Annotated in this window: 21 protein-coding genes; 9 read left to right on the top strand and 12 right to left on the bottom strand. The window is 72.2% G+C overall.

Going from position 1 to position 21,364, the window contains the following annotated elements:
- Positions 1-13: 13 nt before the first annotated feature.
- Positions 14-850, bottom strand: a complete 837-nt coding sequence (locus tag ACFYV1_RS06950) for a polysaccharide deacetylase family protein (RefSeq protein ID WP_389394303.1) — start codon at positions 848-850, stop codon at positions 14-16.
- 155 nt (positions 851-1,005) lie between these two features.
- On the opposite strand from ACFYV1_RS06950, the gene ACFYV1_RS06945 reads away from it, so the two are divergent.
- Positions 1,006-1,467, top strand: coding sequence for a universal stress protein (locus ACFYV1_RS06945; RefSeq protein WP_389394302.1), 462 nt, complete (start codon positions 1,006-1,008; stop codon positions 1,465-1,467).
- A gap of 7 nt (positions 1,468-1,474) precedes the next feature.
- Here ACFYV1_RS06945 and ACFYV1_RS06940 read toward each other — a convergent pair whose 3' ends face one another.
- A complete protein-coding gene (locus tag ACFYV1_RS06940; protein WP_389394301.1) occupies positions 1,475-2,680 on the bottom strand; it encodes a CapA family protein in 1,206 nt (401 codons plus the stop codon).
- Between the two features lie 276 nt (positions 2,681-2,956).
- Here ACFYV1_RS06940 and ACFYV1_RS06935 point away from each other — a divergent pair, with 276 nt between their 5' ends.
- Positions 2,957-3,571 carry a sigma-70 family RNA polymerase sigma factor gene (locus tag ACFYV1_RS06935; protein WP_389394300.1) on the top strand — a complete coding sequence of 205 codons (615 nt, stop codon included), beginning with the start codon at positions 2,957-2,959 and terminating at the stop codon, positions 3,569-3,571.
- A gap of 86 nt (positions 3,572-3,657) precedes the next feature.
- Positions 3,658-4,173 carry a hypothetical protein gene (locus ACFYV1_RS06930; protein WP_389394299.1) on the top strand — a complete coding sequence of 172 codons (516 nt, stop codon included), beginning with the start codon at positions 3,658-3,660 and terminating at the stop codon, positions 4,171-4,173.
- Between the two features lie 82 nt (positions 4,174-4,255).
- On the opposite strand, the gene ACFYV1_RS06925 is transcribed toward ACFYV1_RS06930, so the two are convergent.
- From ACFYV1_RS06925 to ACFYV1_RS06905, 5 genes are all read right to left on the bottom strand, one after another.
- Positions 4,256-5,479, bottom strand: coding sequence for a histidine kinase (locus tag ACFYV1_RS06925; protein WP_389394298.1), 1,224 nt, complete (start codon positions 5,477-5,479; stop codon positions 4,256-4,258).
- On the bottom strand, positions 5,476-7,212 hold the full coding sequence (locus ACFYV1_RS06920) for a cation acetate symporter (protein ID WP_389394297.1): 1,737 nt from the start codon (positions 7,210-7,212) through the stop codon (positions 5,476-5,478). Before ACFYV1_RS06920 ends, ACFYV1_RS06925 begins: the two co-directional genes overlap by 4 nt.
- A 22-nt stretch (positions 7,213-7,234) precedes the next feature.
- Positions 7,235-7,615, bottom strand: coding sequence for a hypothetical protein (locus tag ACFYV1_RS06915; RefSeq protein WP_389394296.1), 381 nt, complete (start codon positions 7,613-7,615; stop codon positions 7,235-7,237).
- A gap of 123 nt (positions 7,616-7,738) precedes the next feature.
- Complete coding sequence (locus ACFYV1_RS06910; protein WP_389394295.1) at positions 7,739-8,008, bottom strand: hypothetical protein; 270 nt, start codon at positions 8,006-8,008, stop codon at positions 7,739-7,741.
- Positions 8,009-8,140: 132 nt separating this feature from the next.
- Positions 8,141-8,938 (bottom strand): LytR/AlgR family response regulator transcription factor, encoded by a 798-nt coding sequence (locus ACFYV1_RS06905; RefSeq protein WP_389394294.1) that lies wholly within the window; start codon positions 8,936-8,938, stop codon positions 8,141-8,143.
- 214 nt (positions 8,939-9,152) lie between these two features.
- Here ACFYV1_RS06905 and ACFYV1_RS06900 point away from each other — a divergent pair, with 214 nt between their 5' ends.
- The gene (locus tag ACFYV1_RS06900) at positions 9,153-9,818 is read left to right on the top strand and encodes a zf-HC2 domain-containing protein (RefSeq protein ID WP_389394293.1); all 666 of its coding nucleotides are present in this window, start codon (positions 9,153-9,155) and stop codon (positions 9,816-9,818) included.
- Positions 9,819-9,840: 22 nt separating this feature from the next.
- On the opposite strand, the gene ACFYV1_RS06895 is transcribed toward ACFYV1_RS06900, so the two are convergent.
- Positions 9,841-10,701, bottom strand: a complete 861-nt coding sequence (locus tag ACFYV1_RS06895; RefSeq protein WP_389394292.1) for an Fpg/Nei family DNA glycosylase — start codon at positions 10,699-10,701, stop codon at positions 9,841-9,843.
- Between the two features lie 162 nt (positions 10,702-10,863).
- Between ACFYV1_RS06895 and ACFYV1_RS06890 the strand changes: the two genes are divergently transcribed.
- Together ACFYV1_RS06890 and ACFYV1_RS06885 are read left to right on the top strand one after the other, a co-directional pair.
- Complete coding sequence (locus tag ACFYV1_RS06890; RefSeq protein WP_389394291.1) at positions 10,864-11,499, top strand: DNA polymerase ligase N-terminal domain-containing protein; 636 nt, start codon at positions 10,864-10,866, stop codon at positions 11,497-11,499.
- A gap of 52 nt (positions 11,500-11,551) precedes the next feature.
- On the top strand, positions 11,552-12,817 hold the full coding sequence (locus ACFYV1_RS06885) for a cation:proton antiporter (RefSeq protein WP_389394290.1): 1,266 nt from the start codon (positions 11,552-11,554) through the stop codon (positions 12,815-12,817).
- Positions 12,818-12,844: 27 nt separating this feature from the next.
- Here the strand turns inward: ACFYV1_RS06885 and ACFYV1_RS06880 are convergent, their stop codons facing one another.
- A complete protein-coding gene (locus ACFYV1_RS06880; protein ID WP_389394289.1) occupies positions 12,845-14,917 on the bottom strand; it encodes a SpoIIE family protein phosphatase in 2,073 nt (690 codons plus the stop codon).
- 53 nt (positions 14,918-14,970) lie between these two features.
- The gene (locus ACFYV1_RS06875) at positions 14,971-16,176 is read right to left on the bottom strand and encodes a DUF6777 domain-containing protein (protein ID WP_389394288.1); all 1,206 of its coding nucleotides are present in this window, start codon (positions 16,174-16,176) and stop codon (positions 14,971-14,973) included.
- Positions 16,177-16,319: 143 nt separating this feature from the next.
- Between ACFYV1_RS06875 and ACFYV1_RS06870 the strand changes: the two genes are divergently transcribed.
- The 3 genes from ACFYV1_RS06870 to ACFYV1_RS06860 are packed head-to-tail and all read left to right on the top strand — an operon-like array spanning position 16,320 to position 19,110.
- Positions 16,320-17,147: a YndJ family protein gene (locus tag ACFYV1_RS06870; protein ID WP_389394287.1), complete on the top strand. Its 828-nt coding sequence runs from the start codon at positions 16,320-16,322 to the stop codon at positions 17,145-17,147.
- A complete protein-coding gene (locus tag ACFYV1_RS06865) occupies positions 17,144-17,674 on the top strand; it encodes a DUF1990 family protein (RefSeq protein WP_389394286.1) in 531 nt (176 codons plus the stop codon). The genes ACFYV1_RS06870 and ACFYV1_RS06865 overlap by 4 nt, the downstream gene beginning before the upstream one ends.
- A 29-nt stretch (positions 17,675-17,703) precedes the next feature.
- Positions 17,704-19,110, top strand: a complete 1,407-nt coding sequence (locus ACFYV1_RS06860) for a lipase maturation factor family protein (RefSeq protein ID WP_389394285.1) — start codon at positions 17,704-17,706, stop codon at positions 19,108-19,110.
- Positions 19,111-19,205: 95 nt separating this feature from the next.
- Here the strand turns inward: ACFYV1_RS06860 and ACFYV1_RS06855 are convergent, their stop codons facing one another.
- Complete coding sequence (locus ACFYV1_RS06855) at positions 19,206-19,376, bottom strand: hypothetical protein (RefSeq protein WP_389394284.1); 171 nt, start codon at positions 19,374-19,376, stop codon at positions 19,206-19,208.
- 297 nt (positions 19,377-19,673) lie between these two features.
- On the bottom strand, positions 19,674-21,140 hold the full coding sequence (locus ACFYV1_RS06850; protein ID WP_389394283.1) for an SDR family NAD(P)-dependent oxidoreductase: 1,467 nt from the start codon (positions 21,138-21,140) through the stop codon (positions 19,674-19,676).
- Between the last annotated feature and the right edge of the window lie 224 nt (positions 21,141-21,364).

The following is a 21,364-nucleotide window of genomic DNA, read 5'->3' as shown; positions in this document are numbered from 1 at the left end:
GGGCGAAGAGGCGTCAGCGGCGCGGCACCGTGATCCGGTAGCCGTCGTCGAGCAGTTCGGGCAGGTACCTGCGCAGCGCCGCGACGCTCTGCGACCGGTTCCCGCCCGCGTCGTGCGAGAGGACGATCACACCGGGCGCCGCGCCCTTCATGACCCGTCGGACGATGGTCGCGGCGCCCGGCTCCGTCCAGTCGAGGGTGTCCACCGTCCATCCGAGCGGCTCCATGCCGAGCTCCGCGCCGATCTCGAAGGAGTGGCTGTTCCAGGCGCCGTAGGGCGCGCGGTACCACAGGGGCGCCCTGCCCAGCACCCTCTCGATCACCTCGCTGGTGCGGCCGAGCTGATCGCGGATCTTCGACGGCGGCAGCTTCGGGACCAGCGGGTGCGACCAGGTGTGGTTGCCCACCTCGTGTCCGTCGGCGGCCATCTCGCGCAGCAGGTCCCGGTTCACGGTCGCCATCTCGCCGCAGACGAAGAACATCGCCGGGACCCCGTACTCGCGCAGTACGGCGAGGATGTCCGGCGTGTAGCGGGGGTCGGGACCGTCGTCGAAGGTGAGCACCATGGCGCGGCCGGTGCCGGGGATCTCCAGAAAGGGCCGCTTGCGTACGGGCGGCCTGGCCCGCCGCAGAACCGGCGGCGCGAACGCCGTCATGGGCCGCAGCCGGTAGGACGACACGGCCTGGGGCCGGGCGGCGGCCTGCGGGCCCCGGGCCGGTCCTGCGGCGGGGGTACGTCCCGGGGTGTGGGCCCGTTCGCCGACGAGCAGGCCGCCGACGGCGGCGGCGCCGAGGCAGGCGGCGATGCGGAACACCGAGCGGCGACCGGGCAGCGACTGATCCTTCTTCATGGGCAACTGCTCGCACGGCTCGGGCCGTTACCGCCTGATCAACACCGGTTGCGCCGGGGAAACTACCCGATGGGAGCAGCGCCCGGGCCGGTGTCGCGGTCCTTCGCGGGGCGGGACCGGAGGACCGGCGACGGGGAGCCGATAACCTCGTTCCTGTGACAGAGCACGCGTCCCCCGGGTTCGAGCGCGGCACGGACGGCCCGAAGGTGATCGTCGCCGGCCTGGACGGCTCCGACTCGTCGCTGCGAGCGGCGGCGTACGCGAGCGGTCTCGCCAGGCGGCAGAACGCGCTGCTCGCGATCGTCTACGTGCAGCCGGTGATCCCCGCCGGGGCCGCCCTCGGCATACCGGTCGCCGACACCACCGGGGAGATCGCCGAAGGGCTGGCCGCGGAGGTACGGGCCGCCGCGGAGCGGGTGCGGGGCATCTGGGACGTCCGCTGGGAGTTCCACACCTTCCGTGGCGACCCCTACTCGGGGCTGGTCGCCGCCGCGGACGAGCTCAGGGCGGATGCCGTGGTGGTGGGCGCTTCGGAGTCGGCCGGACACCGGATCATGGGGTCGGTCGGGGTCCGGCTGGTGAAGGCCGGGCGCTGGCCGGTGACCGTGGTTCCGTAGTGGATCCTCAGCGGCCCATGGTGAGACCGTCGTGTGCGGCGCCCCGGCTGAGGACGGCGTCGGTGACGGCCTTCTGGGCGGCGGCGTAGTCGGCGCGCGGGCCCTCGCGGCGCATCGCCTCCGGCAGATTGACGACGCGGCCGGCCCGGGTGTCCATCCACTGGGGGACGTACTCCGCCTTCGTGACCTGCCAGCGCCCGCCGGGGACGGTCGGCGGTGCGAAGGTGAAGCGGGCGAGGGAACCCTGGTTGCCGCGCGGGTCCTGCTCGCCCCAGTGGTTGATCATGTCACCGGCGATCTGGTCGCCCATGCCGTAGACGATCCATGTGCCGTTGACCTTCTCGTACGCCTGCGGGACGTGGGCGTGGGTACCGAGGATCAGGTCGATGTCGGGGCGGTCGCCGGTCCTTGACGCGGTGAGCGAGCGGCCGAGTTCCAGCTGCCGGCGGTCGGGTTCGGTCTGCCATTCGGTGCCCCAGTGCAGGCTGACGACCACGATGTCGGCACCGGCGCTCCTGGCCGCGCGGGCGTCGTCGACGATCCGCTGCTCGTCGATGAGGTCGACCGCCCAGGGCCGGTCGCCGGACGACGGCTCGCGGTTGGTGCCGTAGGTGTAGGCCAGCTGGGCGACCTTGGCGCCACCGGCGGCCAGCCACGCCGGTTCGTCCGCCTCCTCAGGGGTGCGCGCGGAGCCGGCGTGCTTGACTCCCGCTCGGTCGAGGGCGTCGAGGGTGCGCCGCACTCCCGCGTCGCCGTCGTCAAGCGTGTGGTTGGAGGCGGTGGAGCACGAGTCGTACCCGGTGTGGGCGAGGGCGCCGGCGATTTCGGGCGGCGACTTGAAGCTGGGGTAACCGGTGTAGTTCCCGTTCTCGCCGTAGACGGTCTCCATGTGGCAGATGGCGATGCCCGCGCGGGAGACGACCGGGCGGACGCCCGCGAGCATGGGGCGGAAGTCGTAGCCGTCGCCGCCCGCGTCCACGCGTGCCTGGCGGATGATCGAGTCGTGCGGCAGGACGTCGCCGCCGGCCACGAGGGTGAAGGCGCGGGGTGCGGGCTCGCCGCCGGGAGTGGCGGGGGCCACGGCGCCGGGTGGCGCGTTCCGCGGTGTGGGCGGCGGCCCCGGTTCCTGCTGTCCGGCGCACCCCGTGGCTCCGGCGAGCAGCAGGGCGCAGACGGCTCCCGCGGTCCGTGGTGCGGGTCGCGTGTGCGTCATCGTCGACCAACTTCCCATTTGTGCGATTAACGGAATACCGGACTGAATGAATCCACAGGGGGAGAACTGCCGGGTCAAGCGACGGGGCCGTGGCAGTCGCTGCAACGGACCTGCGGATTCCGGGTCTCCGGCGGCCCGGCCGACCGCTCGTCGCACCACTCGCCGCTCGGTGCGACCGTTCGCCGACAGGCCGGGGCACGCCGTCTGTCGCCGTCGGCCGGGATGCGTTCGTATACGCCTCGTGGCAGCGGACCTCTGCGGAGAAGGGTGCAGGCAATGGCGACAGCGACCGCGACGACCGACGAGCAGGCCATGGCGGAGCTGCAGCGCGAGCACGGCCCGGCGCTGCTGAGCTTTCTGCTCGGGCTGACCTACGGGGACCAGCAGCGCGCGGAGGACCTGGTGCAGGAGACGCTGGTGCGCGCCTGGCAGCACCCCGAGGCGTTCGACGGTCCGTACGAGTCGATGCGTCCCTGGCTCTTCACCGTGGGACGCCGGCTCGCCATCGACGCCCGGCGTTCGCGAATGGCCCGGCCCACGGAGATCGGCGACGGGGTGCTGGCCACCACGCCCGATCCGGCCGACGTCACCGAGAGCGCGGTCGCCGCGCTCGACGTACGCGCGGCGGTCGGGTCACTGAGCCCCGAGCACCGCGCCGTCCTCGTCCAGATCTACTTCCACGGGCTGAGCGTGAACGAGGCCGCCCAGGCCCTCGGCATCCCGCCGGGCACCGTCAAGTCCCGTTCGTACTACGCGCTGCGCGCCCTCGCCCGCTGTCTGCCCGGTTACAGCAGGCGCGTCACCTCCGCCCCGGCCACCACGGTGATGACCGCCTCCCCCATGGGACACGGACACCGGGCGGCCGTATGCGAAACGTCACGCGCGAGTTGAGCGAAGACGCCCTTCCCTCCGTGTTTGTCGGTGGAGGCTCGTGGTTGTGGCGGGAACGCCGTCGTACATGGAGAGGGTGAGGAACCGTGCGGCCCGGAAGTACCAACAACGCCAGCGGAGGCGGGCTCGCCGTCCCCATGGCATGGCTCTGCGCCGAGTACACCGCCGACGAGATACTGCGTACCGGAGCCCTGGTGGATGCCGACTCGCTCGAGTTCCGGGCCGGCCGGCAGACGCTGGCGCTCACCATCCACCTGTCCGACGACGCCGGTCCCCTCTCGTGGGAGTCGACGGCGGCCCGTGCCGACGAGTGGCTGGTCCTCACCTCGTACGGCCACCCCTGGCCGCGATGGGTGGAGAATCAGCTCGCCGCCCGGGCGGAACGGGTGAGGCGCGGCGCGGCCGATCCCGATCTGCCGCTCGCCGCGGACACCTGGCGCAGGCTGCGCGACACGCAGGTGCTCGCCGCCGACCTCACTGGCCTCGAGCCGTGGCATCCCTCACGGCCGGCGGGCACCGTGCCCGACGAGGCGGCGCGGGTGTGGATGCCGGCCTGGGAACTGGGCCTGCCTCTCGGACACCTGGCGATCCACCTCTGGTGACCGTCCTCGGCGATGAACCGTCCGGGGCGGTGAACGGCCCCCGGAGGTGGAAGGGGGATCCGGCCCGGAGGTGGAACGGGGATCAGGTCAAGGAGCGCGGGGCGGCCGACGAGTGCACGCCCGCCCGGTACTTGGGGATACGGACGGTGATCTTCATGCCGGCGCCCACGGCCGTCTCGATCACCAGGCCGTAGTCGTCCCCGTACACCTGGCGCAGCCGCTCGTCGACGTTGCTCAGGCCGATGCCCGACGACGTGGAGCGCTCCCCCGCGAGAATCCCTCGCAGCACCTCCGGGTCCATGCCGACTCCGTCGTCCTCGATGGTCACCATCGCCTCCGCGCCCGCGTCCTGCGCGGCGATCGTGACGCGGCACTCGTTCCTGGAGTCCTCGAGCCCGTGCTTGACGGCGTTCTCGACGAGGGGCTGGAGGCACAGGAACGGCAGGGTGACCGGCAGGACCTCGGGAGCGACCTGGAGCGTGACCTTGAGCCGGTCGCCGAACCGGGCGCCGGCGAGGGCCAGGTACTGCTCGATGGACCGCAGTTCGTCGGCGAGCTGGGTGAACTCCCCGTGCCGCCGGAACGAGTAGCGCGTGAAATCGGCGAACTCGAGCAGCAGTTCGCGGGCATGCTCAGGATCGGTGCGGACGAAGGACGCGATCGCGGCCAGCGAGTTGAAGATGAAGTGCGGGGAGATCTGGGCGCGCAGGGCGCGGATCTCCGCCTCGATCAGACGGGTGCGGGACCGGTCGAGCTCGGCCAGTTCGAGCTGTACGGAGACCCAGCGGGCGACTTCCGTGGCCGCCCGCACCAGGACCGCCGACTCCCGTGAACCGTAGGCGACCAGCGCACCCAGCACGCCTTCCTCCCCGGTCAGCGGAGCGATCACGACCCAGCGCAGCGGGCACTCGGGATCGTCGCACTCGGTGTGGACGCAGCGGCTCCGCCCGGATCCCAGCATCTCCGCCACGAGCGCCATCACCTGCTCCCGGTGGCGGTCGGCGCCCGGGCCGTCCCAGGCGAGCACGGCCTCGCGGTCGGTGAGGCACAGGGCCTCCGTCCCGAGCAGCGGGCGCAGCCGCCGGGCGGCCTTGCGGGCGGTGTCCTCCGTGAGCCCCGCCCGCAGCGGGGGCGCGGCGAGGGACGCGGTGTGCAGGGTGTGGAACGTGGCGCGTTCGACGGGCGTGCCGAGATCGAGGTCCGGCCGGTCGCCGCCGCGTCCGGCAGTCAGCCGGCCGAGTGCCACGCCGACCGCCAGCAGCACGAGCCCCGCCGCGGCCAGCGCGGCCATCCCTGTGCCGGTCATCGTGGTGCTCCTTCGTGCTGCGGCCGGCCCACCACCAGGTCCTCCGGCAGATGCAGCCGGGCCAGGGTGGCGGCGGCACCGGCGGGTATGTGGCGGCGGGTGGCGAGCGACACCCCGATCATGGTCAGGAAGCCGAGCGGCACCGACCAGACGGCGGGCCAGGCCATCAGTGTGTGGCCCCAGCCGTCCGGGGCCAGGCCGGTGCGGGTGGCCATCACCGCGGTCAGCGCGGCGCCGCCCCCCGCGACGAGGCCGGCTGCCGCGCCGGGCGGTGTCAGGCCCCTCCACCAGATGCCCAGGATCAGCAGCGGGCAGAAGGAGGAGGCGGACACGGCGAAGGCCAGGCCCACCGCGTCGGCCACCGGCACGTTCGTCGCCACCATGCTCAGGGCGAGCGGCGCGGTCATCGCGAGCAGGGTGGCGAGTCGGAAGTGGCGTACACCGCGCGAGGGCAGCACGTCCTGAGTGAGCACTCCGGCCACGGACATGGTGAGCCCGGAGGCGGTGGACAGGAAGGCGGCGAACGCGCCTCCGGCGAGCAGCGCGCCGAGCAGTTCACCGGCGAGCCCGCCGATGATCCGCTCCGGCAGGACCAGTACGGCGGCGTCGGTGGCGCCGGTGAGCGCCAGTTCGGGTGCGTAGATCCGGCCGAGGGCACCGTAGACGGGCGGGAGGAGGTAGAAGGCGCCGATCAGGCCGAGCACGACCAGGGTGGTACGGCGGGCCGCCCGGCCGTTGGGACTGGTGTAGAAGCGGACGGCGACGTGCGGCAGGCCCATGGTGCCGAGGAACGTGGCGAGGATCAGCCCGTACGTCGCGTACAGCTGGTAGCCGTCGCGACCGCCGGACAGCGGCTGGGACCAGCTCAAGGGGTCGGTGCCCGCCGTGGTCCGCTGCGGAACGGCGGCGCCCTCGGGGAAGCGCAGGGTCGTGCCCGCCTCGATGCGGTGCGTTCCCTCGTCGAGGGCCACGGGCCGCTGGTTGTGCCGCACCCCGTCGACCGTGCCGGAGACCGTGAGCGTCAGCGGCGCGTCGAAGTCGACTCGGACGGTGTCGTCGACGCGAACCGCGGTGTGCTTCTGGAAGACGGCGGGCGCGTCGAACCGGGCGCGCGGTGCGTCGTCGCCGAACCACGCCGCGACGAGGAACAGCGCCGGCACCAGCAGCGCGGTGAGTTTCAGCCAGTACTGGAACGCCTGTACGAAGGTGATGCTGCGCATGCCGCCCGCGGCGACGGCACCGGTGACGACGACGGCGACGACCACGCTGCCGAGCCAGTCGGGCGCGCCGGTGAGGATCTGCAGGGTCAGGCCCGCGCCCTGCAGCTGCGGCAGCAGGTACAGCCAGCCGATGCCGACGACGAAGAGGCTCGCGAGTCTGCGCACCTGGGCCGATTCGAGGCGCGCCTCCGCGAAGTCGGAGAGGGTGTACGCCCCTGAGCGGCGCAGCGGTGCGGCGACGAGCACCAGGAGGACGAGATAGCCGGCGGTGTAGCCGACCGGGTACCAGAGCATGTCGGGGCCCTGGAGGAGCACGAGTCCGGCGATGCCCAGGAAGGACGCGGCCGACAGGTACTCGCCGCTGATGGCGGCGGCGTTGAGAGCGGGCTTGACGGTGCGGGAGGCTACGTAGAAGTCGGAGGTGGTGCGGGATATGCGCAGGCCGAGGGCGCCGACGAGCACGGTGGCGAGCACCACGACGGTGACGGCGGTCACCGCGTAGGTCTGGTTCACGTGGCTTCTCCCGGCGGCACCGTCAGCGGCCTTCGACGAGTCTGGAGAAGTCGCGCTCGTTGCGCTCGGCCCGGCGGACGTACCAGCGGGCGATCAGCCACATCACCGGGTAGACCCCCACGCCGAGCGCGACCCAGACGAACGGCTCCGGGGAGCCGGGGGAACCGCCGAGGGCGGCCGGCAGTGCGAACAGCAGCGGCAGCGAGCCGACGAGCAGGGCGAGCGTGCCGAGGGCGTAGAGAGCGGCACGCAGCTGGCTGCGCATCAGCGAGCGGACGTAGGCGGTGCCGAGGGTGGTCTGCTCGCTGATCTCGGAGCGTGCGGGTGCGTGGCCGGGCGGCCGGCGGGTGCCGCGCGGCACCCCGGTGACCACCTCACGGCGGGGGGTTTGCTCTGCAGACATCTTCGTCCGTCCGCTCCGGTGTCTGTCGGCGAACTCGGGGAGATGGTGGAGTCTACGCAGCGACGATCACCGACGGTAGAGAGGTGCGGGGCCCGCTGCGGCCGTGCGGCAGGCCACCGGTCGTCAGCGCCCGGTGTCGCGGGTGCAGTCGCTCAGCGCGATCTCCAGCTCGACGTAGGACTCCTCGGCTCTGCGGAAGGCGACCTCGAGGGCGGCTTCGCCGCGCGGCCCTGCGATGCCCCGCGCCGACTCGCGGATCTCGTACAGCACGTCGGCCCAGCGGCCCGCGGCACTTCTGACGGTGGCGAGGAGCGCCTCGAGGTCACGGGCGTCGGCCGGACGGGTCGCCGGAACGCTGCGGAGCTCGTCCAGCAGTGCTTCCATGTCGCGCATCAGGCCCCTTCTTCCCGGACAGACCCTAAGCGTGGGCCGCCACCCCCGGTGCCCGCTCCCGTGACCTGTCGCCGTGCGGTCCGCTCCCTACGACGAACGGTCGCCGATGATCGCCGAACGGTCGGCCCGTGACTACCGTCTGGCGTGCCGCAGCAGCAGGTCACGCAGCTGACGGGCGTGACGGCGGCTGACCGCGAGTTCGGCGTCGCCCACGCGTACGGTCGTCGCGCCGGCGTCGAGCCGCAGTTCGTCGATGCGTCCGAGGGCCACCAGGTGGCTGCGGTGGATCCGCACGAACCCCCGCGCGGCCCATCGTTCCTCCAGCGTGGAGAGCGGGATACGGACCAGGTGGCTGCCCGAGGGGGTGTGGAGCCTGGCGTAGTCGCCCTGCGCCTCGACGTACGTGATGTCGTCCACCGGTACGAAGCGGGTGACTCCGCCGAGCTCCACCGGTATCTGCTCGGCGGCCCCGGCCGGCGCGGGGTTCGGCACGCTGGGGGTGTGCGCCGGCAGGCCGGTCCGCTGCGGGTCGACCGGCGGGACGACCAGGTCGCGAACCCTGCGCACCGCCTCGGCCAGCCGCTCCCTGCGCACCGGCTTGAGCACGTAGTCCACGGCTTTGAGATCGAAGGCCTGGACGGCGAAACCCTCGTGCGCCGTGACGAAGACGATCAGCGGCGGCCTGGCGAATCCGGCGAGCAGGCGGGCGACGTCCAGTCCGGTGAGCCCCGCCATGTGGATGTCCAGGAAGACGACGTCGATGCTCTCGTCGCCGTCCGGCCCCGCGTCCAGGGCCCGGCCGATGCGGCGGAGCGCCTCCGTGGCGTCCGTGGCGCCCTCGGCGCTCCGGATCCGCGAGTCGGCACGCAGGAGGTAGAGCAGTTCCTCGAGCGCCGGTTTCTCGTCGTCGACGGCCAGTACGCGCAGCATGCAGCGGAGTCTAGGGGCTGTCCCGTAGTCCCCGGCGAGCGCACGACGACAGCTACGGCAGTCCGCCGCGCTGTCGAATCGCCCGGATACATCGAGGACCCCGGGGGTGGGCTTTGCGATCGCGTCCGGGGCGCCGAGGGGTTGAGCAGAGCGCCTTCCTGCTGCGTATTCCAGGGTGACCGCCCGTAACACCTCAAGGAAACGAGGACCGCCCATGAGCCGGCAGCAGCCGCACCTGGATGTGGCCGCCTATGCGCTGGGCATCCTGGAACCGGCCGACACCCACCGGTTCGAGGAGCACCTCGCCGGTTGTGTCCCGTGCGCCGTGGGGCTGTCCGACTTCAGCACGGTCACGACCGCTCTGTCCGAACTCGCCGGTCCGGGCAGGATCGACGCCCGCCCCGGTCCGAAGCTGCTCGACCGCCTGACCGACGCGGTGCTGGTGCAGCGGCGGCGGGAGCGGCGGCGGCGGTTCCGGCTGGTGGCGGTGGCCGCCGCGTTGATCGTCGCGCTGCCCACCGCGGCGGTGACGCTCCGGGGCGAGGAGCAGCCCCCGCCGCCGCGCGTCGTCGCGTCGGACCCGGTCACGGGGGTCACCGCGTCGGTCGCCCTGGACGACCGCGGCTGGGGCACCGCGGTCGCGATGCGGCTGAGCGGGCTCGCGGGTCCCCGCACCTGCCGGCTGATTGCGATCGGCAAGGACGGGGCCGAGCACCCGGTGCTCAGCTGGTGGGTCCCCGACAGCGGTTACGGGCTCGGGCCGGGATCCGGCGGGGAGGGCCCGCTGGACCTCGAGGCGAGCACCGGGCTGCACACTGCCGAGATCGGCCGCTGGGAGGTCCGTTCGGACAGCGGCGAGCGGCTGCTGTCGATCGGCTGAGTCCCGGCGCCCCGCGAGGGTGTCATTTGAGCAGGCGGGAGAGCCTGCGGTCGGCGAGCGGCTTGCCACCGGTCTGACACGTGGGGCAGTACTGCAGCGACGAGTCGCTGAAGGCCACTTCACGGATGGTGTCGCCGCACACCGGGCAGAGCTCGCCGGTACGGCCGTGGACGCGCAGTCCGCTCTTCTTCTCCGACTTGAGCCGTCCCGCCGCAAGGCCCCGCGAGCGTTCGACCGCGTCGCCGAGCGTCGAGCGCAGCGCCTCGTACAGCGCTTCGGTCTCCGCCTCGTCGAGGTTCTGAACGGGCTTGAAGGGCGACATCCGAGCCGCGTGCAGGATCTCGTCGCTGTAGGCGTTGCCGATGCCCGCGATCAGGCTCTGGTCGCGCAGCGCGCCCTTGATCTGCCGCCGCTCGCCCGTGAGCACCCGCGCGAAGGCCGCCCGGTCGAAGTCGGCACGGAGCGGGTCGGGCCCGAGCCCCGCGACGCCGGGCACTTCGGCCGGATCGCGTACGAGATGCACGGCGAGGCGCTTGGCCGTGCCCGCTTCCGTGAGGTCGAAGCCGCCTCCCCCGGCCAGCACCGTCCGCAGGGCCAGCGGGCCCTTGCCGGGCCGGGGCGGCGCGGCGGGCACCTCGTCCTTCCACTGGAGCCAGCCCGCACGGGCGAGGTGGATCACGAGGTGGAGTCCGCCCGCGGTGACGTCGAGCCACTTGCCGTGCCGGTCCACGGCGGTGACCTCCGTACCCTCCACGGCGGAGAGCGGCGGGTCGTACGTCTTGAGCACGCTGATGGCCACCGGCAGCACGCGAGCGATCCCCCGGCCCAGCAGATGGGCGTCGAGGAACTCCCGCAGCGCTTCGACCTCGGGCAGTTCGGGCATGACTCCACCCTGCCGCACCGGGCGGCCCGTCGCACCGCCGGACCCGGTGCCCGAGGGCCGGGCTTGGAGGAGCGCCGGACCCGGTGCCCAAGGGCGGGGCTTGGAGGAGCGCCGGCCGGGTACCCGCGATCCGGACACCGGACCGCACCGAGGGAGGTCTGCATGCCTGCTCCCGACACGCTGGCGGAGTACCGCCGCAAACGGGATTTCCACCGGACCACCGAGCCTTCGGGAAGCGGCACGTCCGACGCGCGCGGCACTCTCTCGTTCGTGGTGCAGATCCACGACGCCCGCGCCATGCACTTCGACTTCCGTCTGGAGGTGGACGGCGTCCTCAAGAGCTGGGCGGTGCCCAAGGGGCCGTCGGCCGACCCGGGAGTCAAGCGCCTGGCCATGCCCACGGAGGACCATCCGCTGGACTACGCGGACTACGAGGGCGTCATCGCGGCGGGCGAGTACGGGGCGGGAACGGTGATCATCTGGGACGAGGGCACCTACCGGAGCCTCGCCACCGACCGGCGGGGCAACGAGATCCCGTTCGCGCAGGCGCTGGAGAAGGGGCACGCCTCGTTCTGGCTCGACGGTGGAAAGCTGCACGGCGGATACGCGCTCACCCGGACCCGAGGCGGCGAGGGCGGCGAGCGCGAGACCTGGCTGCTGGTGAAGAAGCAGGACCGGCACGCCTCCTCGCACGACGCGCCCGAACCGCGCCGGGCCCGGTCCGCCCGCACCGGGCGCACCCTCAAGCGGGTCGCGGACGACGCGGCACCGGACGACGTGTCCTCGGACGACTCCTGATTCGGCCGCTCACACCGCGCCTGCGCGAGCTCCGTGGACGACGATGGTGCGGATGATGTTCTCCGACGCCGTCTACGCGGCCCTGGGATTCGGCGCACTGGCGGCAGCCGTTGTGCCGCGCATGGTCTTCAAGCGCCCGTTGTCCATGCCCATGGTGTTCCTCGCCGCGGGCGCTCTGGTCGCGGCGCTCCCCCTTCCGGTGCCGGTCGTGGATCCCGTACGGGACCGGCTGTGGGTCGAGCACGTCACCGAGGTCTGCGTGATCGTGTCGCTGATGGGCGCGGGCCTGGCCATCAACCGCCCCTTCGGGGTGCGGTCATGGGCGGGCCCGTGGCGTCTGATCGGCCTCACCCTGCCCCTTTCTGTGGCCGGGGTCGCGGTGGTGGCGGCCCTGCTGCTGGACTGGCCGCCGGCGCTCGCCCTGCTGCTGGCGGCGGTGCTCGCTCCCACCGACCCGGTTCTCGCCGCGGAGGTACGCGTCGGGGAGCCCACCGACGCCGAGGAGGACGAGGACGAGGTCCGCTTCACCCTGACCAGCGAGGCCGGCCTCAACGACGGACTGGCGTTCCCCTTCGTGCTCGCCGCGCTCGCCCTCGCGTCCAGCGCGGCTTCCGGCTGGTCCGCCGAGTGGATCGGCGGCTGGCTGCTCACCGATCTGCTCGGCAAAACGGCCGTCGGCCTGCTGACGGGGCTGGCCGTCGGCATGCTGCTCGGCCGGATGTTCTTCCGCGCACCCGTCCCGTCCCTGCGGCTGTCCGAGCACATGGAGGGTTTCGTCGCCCTGGGCGCCACCTTCGTGGCCTACGGCACCGCCGAGCTGCTGCACGGCTACGGCTTCCTCGCCGTCTTCGTGACGGCCTGCGCCATCCGGTCGGCGGAGCGGAGCCACGGCTACCACAAGGTGCTGCACGAGTTCACCGAGCAGATCGAGCGGTTGCTGACCGCCTTTCTGCTCTTCCTCCTCGGCGGCTGTCTGACCACCGGCGGGCTGAGCGCGCTCACCTGGCGGGGCGCGCTGGTCGCGGTCGTGCTCGTCCTCGTCGTCCGGCCGCTCACGGGGTGGATCGCCCAGCTCGGCTTCCGGGCGGCCGGCACCCGCGAGCGGCTCGTCACCTCCCTGTTCGGGATCCGCGGCATCGGCTCGCTGTTCTATCTCGCCTACGCCCTCGGCCACGGTCATTTCACCGAGCACGCACGGCAGCTGTGGGCCGTCGTGGCCTTCACCGTCATGCTGTCGGTCTTGCTGCACGGGGCCTTTGCCACCCCTGTCATCAGCCGCCTGGACCGGCTGCGCAGCAGGTCCGGCGAGCAGCCGTGAGCGGGGCCGCGGACGGAGGGTGTGCCGTCACGGCAGAGACAGGTCCGGCATACGGAACTCGCACCACACGCACTTGCCGCCGCCGCGCGACTCCACGCCCCAGCTGTCCGAGAGCCGGTCGACGAGCATCAGACCGCGTCCCGAGACGCCCGTCGTCCCTGCCTCGCGCCGGCGCGGCAGTGCGCTGGAACGGTCCTCGACCTCGACCCTGAGCCGTCGTTCCGGGCCGGCCGGCACCCGTACCGTGACGATCGCCCCTCCGTCGGTGTGCATCAGCGCGTTCGTGATCATCTCGTCGGCGGCCAGCTCGATCTCGTCCGCGCGGGACCGGGCTCCCCACGCCCCCACGGCCGCCCGGACCATGTGGCGGGCCGAGCGCAGTGCCTCTGCGTCTCCCGCGGCGACGTGCTGCTGGAGACGGCCGCCGGCCTGGGCGGTGCCGGCGCCTTCGCGCCGCAGCAGCAGGAGCGCCATGTCGTCGTCGCCGCCGCGTTCGTCCGCCACCTCGCAGAGCCGGTCGGCCAGCAGCTGTAGATCGTGCGGGCCGTCGTGCACCAGGTCGGCCAGCAGCCGCATGCCGTCGTCGAGATCGGCACCGGGCTGTTCGACCAGCCCGTCGGTGTACATCACCAGCGTCTGTCCGGGGTCCAGTTCGACGGTGTTCACCGGATACTCGAGCCCGCCGAACTCGGCGGAGAGCCCCAGCGGCAGTCCGCCCTGGAGCGCCGGCCTCCGGCTGCTGCCGCCCCGGTCCCTGATCAGCGGGTCGACGTGACCGGCCCTGACCACCTGCACCACCCCGGTCGACAGGTCCACCTCCGCGTAGGTGCAGGTGGCGAAGCGGTCGGTGTCCAGCTCGTGGAGGAACACGGACGCCCTCGCCATCACGGTGGCCGGCGTGTGACCCTCCGCTGCGTACGCACGCAGCACGATCCGCAGCTGCCCCATGACGGCGGCCGCGTGCGTGTCGTGGCCCTGTACGTCGCCGATGACCGCGCCGACCCGCCCGCCGGGCAGCTCGATGATGTCGTACCAGTCGCCGCCGATGTCGCGGCCGAACCGCGCGGACCGGTACCGGACCGCGACCTTGGCACCCGGGATCTCGGGGATCCGGCGCGGCAGCATGGCCTGCTGCAGACCCTCCGCGAGGTCGTGTTCCTGTTCGTAGAGCACCGCGCGCTGGAGGCTCTGGGCGATGCTGCTGCCGAGGGCCACCAGCACGTTGCGCTCGTCCGCGGTGAAGGCGGTCTTGTCGCGGTAGAGCAGGCCGAGCGCTCCGATGGGGCGGGCCTGTGCGATGAGTGGCAGATAGGCGGCGGCGGAGATGCCGAGTCCGCTGATGTGCGGCCACAGAATCGGGTACGACCGGGCGAAGTCGGCCTTGGACTCGATGAAGCGGGGGGTGAGCGTACGAACCACCTCGCTCATCGGGTACTGCTCGTCGACCCGTGTGTAGCGGGTGCCGGGCACGAACGAGCCCTTCGGCCCTTCCGCCACGAGGTGGATCCGGCCGGACTCGAGGAGCCCCATGACCAGGCTGGTGGCGCCGAGGTGTTCCAGGCCGTGGGAGTTCTTGAGCAGCTCGATGACGTCCTGCACGGTGCGGGCGTGGGCGAGGGCGGCGGTGGTGCTCTCGACCACGCTGGTCTGTCTGCGGCGCTCGGTGTCGACCTCGACATGGGCGGTGGAGTCGGCGAGCTCCTGGGTCGCGTCCCGGACGATTCCGATGATGCGCACGGGTCTGCCGGTCTCGTCCCGTCGTACGCAGGCCTGGGTGTGGGTCCAGCGCAGTTTCCCGTCACGGCGCCGGATGCGGAAGTAGGCGCCGTAGGTGTCGCTCCCGTTCTTCAGCGCCTGGGCGACCATGGTGTCGAGCCGGATGGCCTCGTCGGGGGGCACTCTGGTGCCCAGGCTCTCCGGTCGTCCGTCGTACTCCTCCGGGCGCAGGTCGAACACATCGAGGCCGGACCCGTCCATGTGCATGAGCCCGCTGCCGAGGTCCCAGTCGAAGGTGCCCATGCGGTTGAGGACGAGGCTCACATCCGCGTGCGCCGGCCAGTCGTCGGGGAGCGACAGGGCGCCCGCTGCCCGATCAACCATGGAGCCACTCTGTCACGATTTGTCGTTTTTCACGAGCCGTCCGACGGGCGCTGTCAGCGTTGCGGAGCGTCCGCCGCGGCGGGATCGTCCGGCATCGGAGCAGCCGGGGCGGCCTGCCCGTGGCCGGCCTGGGCAGGCCCTGCCGCGCCGCCGCCCCCCGCGGGGAGGCCTGGGTCGGCAGGCTGCGCCTCCCACCGGTCCGGCATCCCCTGGGAAGGGTCGTCGGGCAGGTCGGGCTGCGGGGCAGGGGCCACGTCCGGACCGGCGGGCAGATCGGGTGTGGCCGGGAGATCGGGCCCGGCAGGCAGATCGGGTCCGGCCGGCAGGTCGGGTCCGGCAGGCTCGGGCGGCGCGGCCGGCTGGAGCGGCGCCCGGGAAGGGGTGACGGGCGAGGGCTGCGCGTCGGGGGTCGCCCCCTCCGGCACGGCGGAGTCCACCGAGCCGCTCGCGGCGGAGTTGCCGGAGCCGGAGAAGACCTCGTCCGGGTCCACCGGCGGCAGCGACGCCGGCCTGGCGTCGTCCTCCCCCTCGGTGCCACTGGGCCGCTCGATCCACCCGTTGTCCACGAGGCTCACCAGCAGCAGGTTGTTCACGGGCTGCGCTGCGGGCTTGACGACGAGCGTCCGGTCGGCCCGGTAGCCGGGCCACGGCTTGCCCTTGGTGACCGTGGCGACCCTGGCCGCCACCGGCGCCTTCAGCGGCGCGCCGGAGACGCACCGCACCCGGGGCGCGCCGTACTGGTCGACCAGCACGGCCGTCCCCGCCTGGAGCACCGACTGCCGGGCGACGGCCGACCCGTCGTGGAAGCCGTGGTCCGTGACACGGGTGTCGGCGCGCAGCACCACCGGGGTCAGGCTGCGCAGGAAGGCGGCGACGCCGGACCGGTCGACATCAGCCCCCTCGGCGAACGCGCGCCCCTTCCCCTTGTCCGCCGCGAGCAGACCCGCCTGCCGCGCGACATCACAGGCCGCCACCTCCTGGGCGCCCGCGTAGAGGCCCGGCGTCGCGCCGGACAGGGTGCGCAGTGTCACCCCGCCGCCGGAAGGACTCTTCGGCGCGCTCGCGACGGCCGGCAGCACGGCCGGCGCCTCGGTCGTGGCGGTGGACGCCGTGAAGGGCCCCGGCCCCGCCGCCGCGCGCGGCTGGAGGAGGATCTCCCCCGACTCCGCCGCCTTGCTCTCGCCGCCGCAACCGGCGGCCAGCGGCCCCACACACAGCACGGCGACCGCCGCGTACAGACCACGCTTCGGTGAACGCACCAAGATCTCCCGCCTCCCGCAACTCGAGATGTTCATCAATTTCTGACGGATCATCACGAACGCCGCGACTTGAACGCGTTCAGTTCAGCGCATAGTCTCGACGCGTCGGAACTTGAACACGTTCAATCGATGGGGGGCGGGGCATGTTCGTACTGGTCAACCTGATCGTCATGCTGGGGATGCTGGTCGTCGTACCCGCGGGACTGCGCCTTGTGGAGCCCGTACGGCTCGCGCCCGTTCGGCGTATGTGGCCGCTGTTCGCCGTGCCGGGGGCGGTCGCCCTGTGGCTGCCCCGAGGGGCCGCCGCCACGGCACTCGCCGTCGTCTACGCGGCCGGCACGCTCCTGCTCGCCGCGCATGCGCCGCGGCGACTGGCCCGCACCCGCTCGGTCGCCCCCGGTGAGATCGCGGTACTGACCGCACTGGTCACACCGTCCGTCGCGGGTCTGGCGCTGGTCGCGGAGCGGGCCGGGCACGAGCTGTTCGGCTTCACGCTGCCGATCCTGGCTCTGACCGTTCCGCACTTCCACTTCGCCGGATTCGCCGCCGCGCTCGTCGCGGGCCTGGTCTGCGCCTCGGCCGCCGGTCCCCTCGCCCGGTTCGCCGCCGTGAGCGTGCCGCTCGGCACGCTGACCGTCCTCGGCGGCTACTTCCTCGACGACTGGGCGGAACTTGCCGGCTCGCTGGTGCTGACCGCGGGCATGTGGGCCGTCGCCCTGCTGACCTGGCGGGACGTACGGGGCGCGGAGCGCGACCCGTGCACACGCGCCCTGCTCGCCGTCTCCGCGGCCGTGCTCGTGGCGACGATGCTGCTCGCGCTGAGCTGGGCGGTCGGCGAGGCGGCGGAGATCTGGCACCCGAGCCTGACCTGGATGGCCGCCACCCACGGTCTCGGCAACGCCCTCGGCTTCGCGTGCTGCTCGGTGGCGGCCTGGCGGAGGATCAAGGACATGAAGGAGAGTGCCGTATGAGCGCCGCATCGAAGAACAATGCCCGCAGCCTCAGCTACCAGGAGGTCGGCGCCACCCGGCACGGCCCGCTGCCCGCCGGCTACCACCACCTCCACCACACCACCCGGATCGGCAGCGGCCGGGCCGCCTTCGAGGCGGCGGGCGCCGCGGTGACGGGGTGGCGGATGCACCGGATGTCGGGGGCCGGCCTGCGGGCCTCGGCCGAGCGGGCGGAGCCCGGCGTACGCGTCGAGGTCTCCGCAGGCATCGGACCGGTCCGCCTCCGCGTGCCCTGCGAGGTGATCTGGACCGCGTACGAGCAGGACCGGACCGGCTTCGCCTACGGGACGCTCACCGGACACCCCGAGCTCGGGGAGGAGTCGTTCCTCGTGGACCTGCACGACGACGGCTCCGTGTGGTTCACCGTGCTGGCCTTCAGCCGCCCCGCCGCCTGGTACACCAGGCTCGGCGGCCCGCTCGTGCCCGTGGTGCAGCGCTGGTACGCCCGGCGGCTGGGCAACACGCTGAGACGGATCGCCGCAGGCTGATACACGGTCGCGGGCCGATACTGGAAGCGATGGAGTGGTTCGGCGACGACGCTTACCGGCTGAGCCGGCTGGTCTTCCAGCGGGCTCTCGCCGGCGTGTATCTCGTCGCCTTCCTCTCCGCCGCACTGCAGTTCCGGGCCCTGATCGGCGAGCGCGGCATGCTGCCCGTACCGGACTTCCTGCGCCGGGTGCCCGCCAGAAGCTCGCCGAGTCTGTTCCGACTGCACTACTCCGACCGCTTCTTCGCCCTGGTCGCCTGGACCGGCTGCCTGCTCGCCGCGGCGCTGGCCGCCGGAGCGGCCGACCGGCTGCCGCTCGGTGCGGCGATGGCCTGGTGGGCGGTGTTGTGGCTGCTGTACCTCTCGATCGTCAACGTCGGCCAGACCTGGTACGGCTTCGGGTGGGAGTCGCTGCTGCTGGAGACCGGCTTTCTCGCGATCCTGCTGGGCAACGAACGCACCCAGCCCCCCGTGCTGGTGCTGTGGCTGCTGCGCTGGCTGTTGTTCCGGGTGGAGTTCGGAGCGGGGCTGATCAAGCTCCGCGGTGACAGGTGCTGGCGCGATCTGACGTGTCTCTACTTCCACCACGAGACACAGCCGATGCCCGGGCCGCTGAGCCGGCTCTTCCACCTGCTGCCCCGCCGCGTGCACCGGGTGGAGGTGGCGGCCAACCACGTGGTCCAACTCGGCGTTCCCGTACTGCTGTTCACGCCCCAGCCGGTGGCGAGCGTGGCCGCGGCGCTGATCGTGGTGACGCAGTTGTGGCTGGTCCTGTCCGGCAACTTCGCCTGGCTGAACTGGCTGACGATCGTGCTCGCGCTGTCCGCGGTGGACGCCTCCGCGGTCACCGGCCGGCATGCCCTGCCCGAGGCGTCGCTCTGGTACGAGATCGTGGTGATCGCCGCCACGGCGCTGCTGCTCGGCCTGAGCTACCGTCCGGCACGCAACCTGCTCTCGAAGCAGCAGGCGATGAACCGCTCCTACGACGCACTGCACCTGGTCAACTCCTACGGAGCGTTCGGCACGGTGGGCCGGGTCAGGCAGGAACTCGTCGTCGAGGGAACGGAGGAGACGACCCTTCACGAGGGCACCGTCTGGCGGGAGTACGAGTTCAAGGGGAAGCCGGGCGACGTCCGGCGGTTGCCGCGTCAGTACGCCCCGTACCATCTGCGGCTCGACTGGATGATGTGGTTTGCGGCGCTCTCCCCCGCCTATGCGCGCTCCTGGTTCCTGCCGTTCGTCGAGCGGCTGCTCGAAGGAGACCGTGACACGCTCCGGCTGCTGCGCCGCAACCCCTTCCCCGACGCGCCGCCCGCCCATGTGCGGGCGCGGCTCTACCGCTACCGCTTCACGACCCGGCGCGAGCGGCGGGAGACCGGGGCCCGTTGGCACCGCACCTTCGTACGCGAGTTCCTGGCGCCGACACGGCTGTCGTGAGCGGTGCGACCCGGCACCCGGTGGTGGCCCGGCGCCGGCAGGTCATCCGTGTGCCCCCTGCCGGGGCGGACAGGGGGCACAGAGGGAAGCGCCGGTCAGTCGATGCCTGGCAGGATGTGCGGTTCGGCGAGGTCCTCCTCGTAACCGGCGAGCCGGATCGGGGCCGAGCGGGCCCAGACCTCGAGGTTGCCGATCTCGTCGGCCTTGCCGGCCCGCTCGCCGCCGCGCTCCGGCGGTCGCTGGTCTTGCTTCACATCTGGTGTCACCGCGCACTCCTCTGTGTCGCGTAACTGGGACAGGGCAGTTCGGTCGCGGTGGCGCCGTCACTCGGGCGGGACCGCAGCCTGGTTGCAGACCTGTCCCAGGACTGCCGAAGGGGTTTCGTGGATCCCTTGGTGGCTGTCCATTCACCCCAGGGTAACCAAATGAGCACCACCGCGCTCGATGGGGCCTTCAATTCCACTCGATTCAGGCCAGAACCGTGTCCGAACCGAAACAGACGGCCGGTGCACCCCTGTCGGGTGCACCGGCCGTGAGTGTGCTGCTCATGTACCTCTCGGGGCCTACCAGTTCGCCGGGGCGTAGTCCTTGAGGAAGCAGCCGTAGAGGTCTTCGCCGTCCTCGCCGCGGACGATCGGGTCGTAGACGCGGGCGGCGCCGTCGATCAGGTCGAGCGGGGCGTGGAAGCCCGCGTCGGCGAGACGCATCTTGTCGGGGTGCGGCCGCTCGTCGGTGATCCAGCCGGTGTCGACGGCCGTCATCAGGATGCCGTCCGCCTCGAACATCTCCTGCGCGCTGGTACGCGTCAGCATGTTCAGGGCGGCCTTGGCCATGTTCGTGTGCGGGTGGCCCGCGCCCTTGTAGCCGCGGCTGAACACGCCCTCCATCGCGGAGACGTTCACGACGTACTTCCGCTTGCCCGCCGCGGCGGCCATCGCCGGACGGAGGCGGCTGATCAGGATGAACGGCGCGGTGGAGTTGCACAGCTGGACTTCGAGGAGTTCGACCGGGTCGACCTCCGAGACGGTCTGGATCCAGCTGTTCGTGTCGTGGAGATCGGGCACCAGGCCGCCGGCGTCGATGGCCGTGCCCGCCGCGATGCGCTCCAGCGAGGCGGAGCCGCTGACCAGGGCGAGGTCGGTGACGTCCTGGGCCGTCAGGCCCTCCTTGCCCGCCGACGGAAGCGCGGCCACCGAGTCGACGGCGCCGCTGCCGAACGTTCCGATGACCTCGGCGGGCGGCAGTTCGCCCGCCGGCAGGGGCGCCGACTCCGCCGTGAGCAACTCCCGGTACGCCTGCGGGGAGCGGCGTACCGTCTGGGCGGCGTTGTTGATCAGGATGTCCAGCGGGCCCTGGGCGGCCACGGAGTCGGCGAGGGCGACGACCTGCGCCGGGTCACGGAGGTCGATGCCGACGATCTTCAGGCGGTGGATCCACTCGTCGCTGTCCGGCATCGCCTTGAAACGGCGGATGGCGTCGTTCGGGAACCGCGTGGTGATGGTGGTGTGAGCACCGTCACGCAGCAGACGCAGCGCGATGTACATGCCGATCTTGGCCCGGCCGCCCGTGAGCAGTGCGCGCTTGCCGGTCAGGTCGGTGCGGGCGTCGCGGCGGGCTCGGTTCTCGGCGGCGCAGCGCCGGCACAGCTGGTGGTAGAACGCGTCGACCTCGACGTAGCGGTCCTTGCAGGTGTAGCAGGAACGGGGGCGCTGCAGCACGCCCGCGATCTCGCCCAGGCTGGAGGACGACGGCAGCAGGCCCTGTGTCTCGTCGTCGATCCGGGCCGCGGAACCGGTCGCGGTCGCCTCGGTGACGGCCTTGTCGTGTGCCGTCTTGGCCGCACGGCGCTCCTGCCGGCGGCGCTGCTTCACCGTCCGGTAGATCCCGGCGGTGGCGCGGCGGACCATGATCGCGTCGGGGTGGTCGACCTCGAGCTTGTCGAGCTCTTCGAGCACGCTCAGGCAGACGGCCAGCCGCTCCGGGTCGATACCGGGGCCGTGGGCCACCGGGCTGTCCTCTGTCACCGTCATCGCTGGTTGCCGTTCCTCGGTCACTCGAATGCCACGTTTCAAAAGCACGACTTTACTGATTGATGGGTGGTCGACCAAATGAGGTCCGTCACGGCGGCAGGCCCTCCGCGGGCGGAGACCAGCGCGTGGCTGGATTCATGAGTACGGTCGCCATGATCGACGGTGCCCTGATTGGTCTGGACCTCTGAAGGTCGAGGGCGATCGGACGACCCCGCCACCTGGCA

Origin of the sequence: Streptomyces sp. NPDC003023 (assembly GCF_042888225.1) — a bacterium.
Taxonomy (GTDB): Bacteria; Actinomycetota; Actinomycetes; order Streptomycetales; family Streptomycetaceae; genus Streptomyces.
This window is presented reverse-complemented; position numbering and strand designations above follow the sequence as displayed.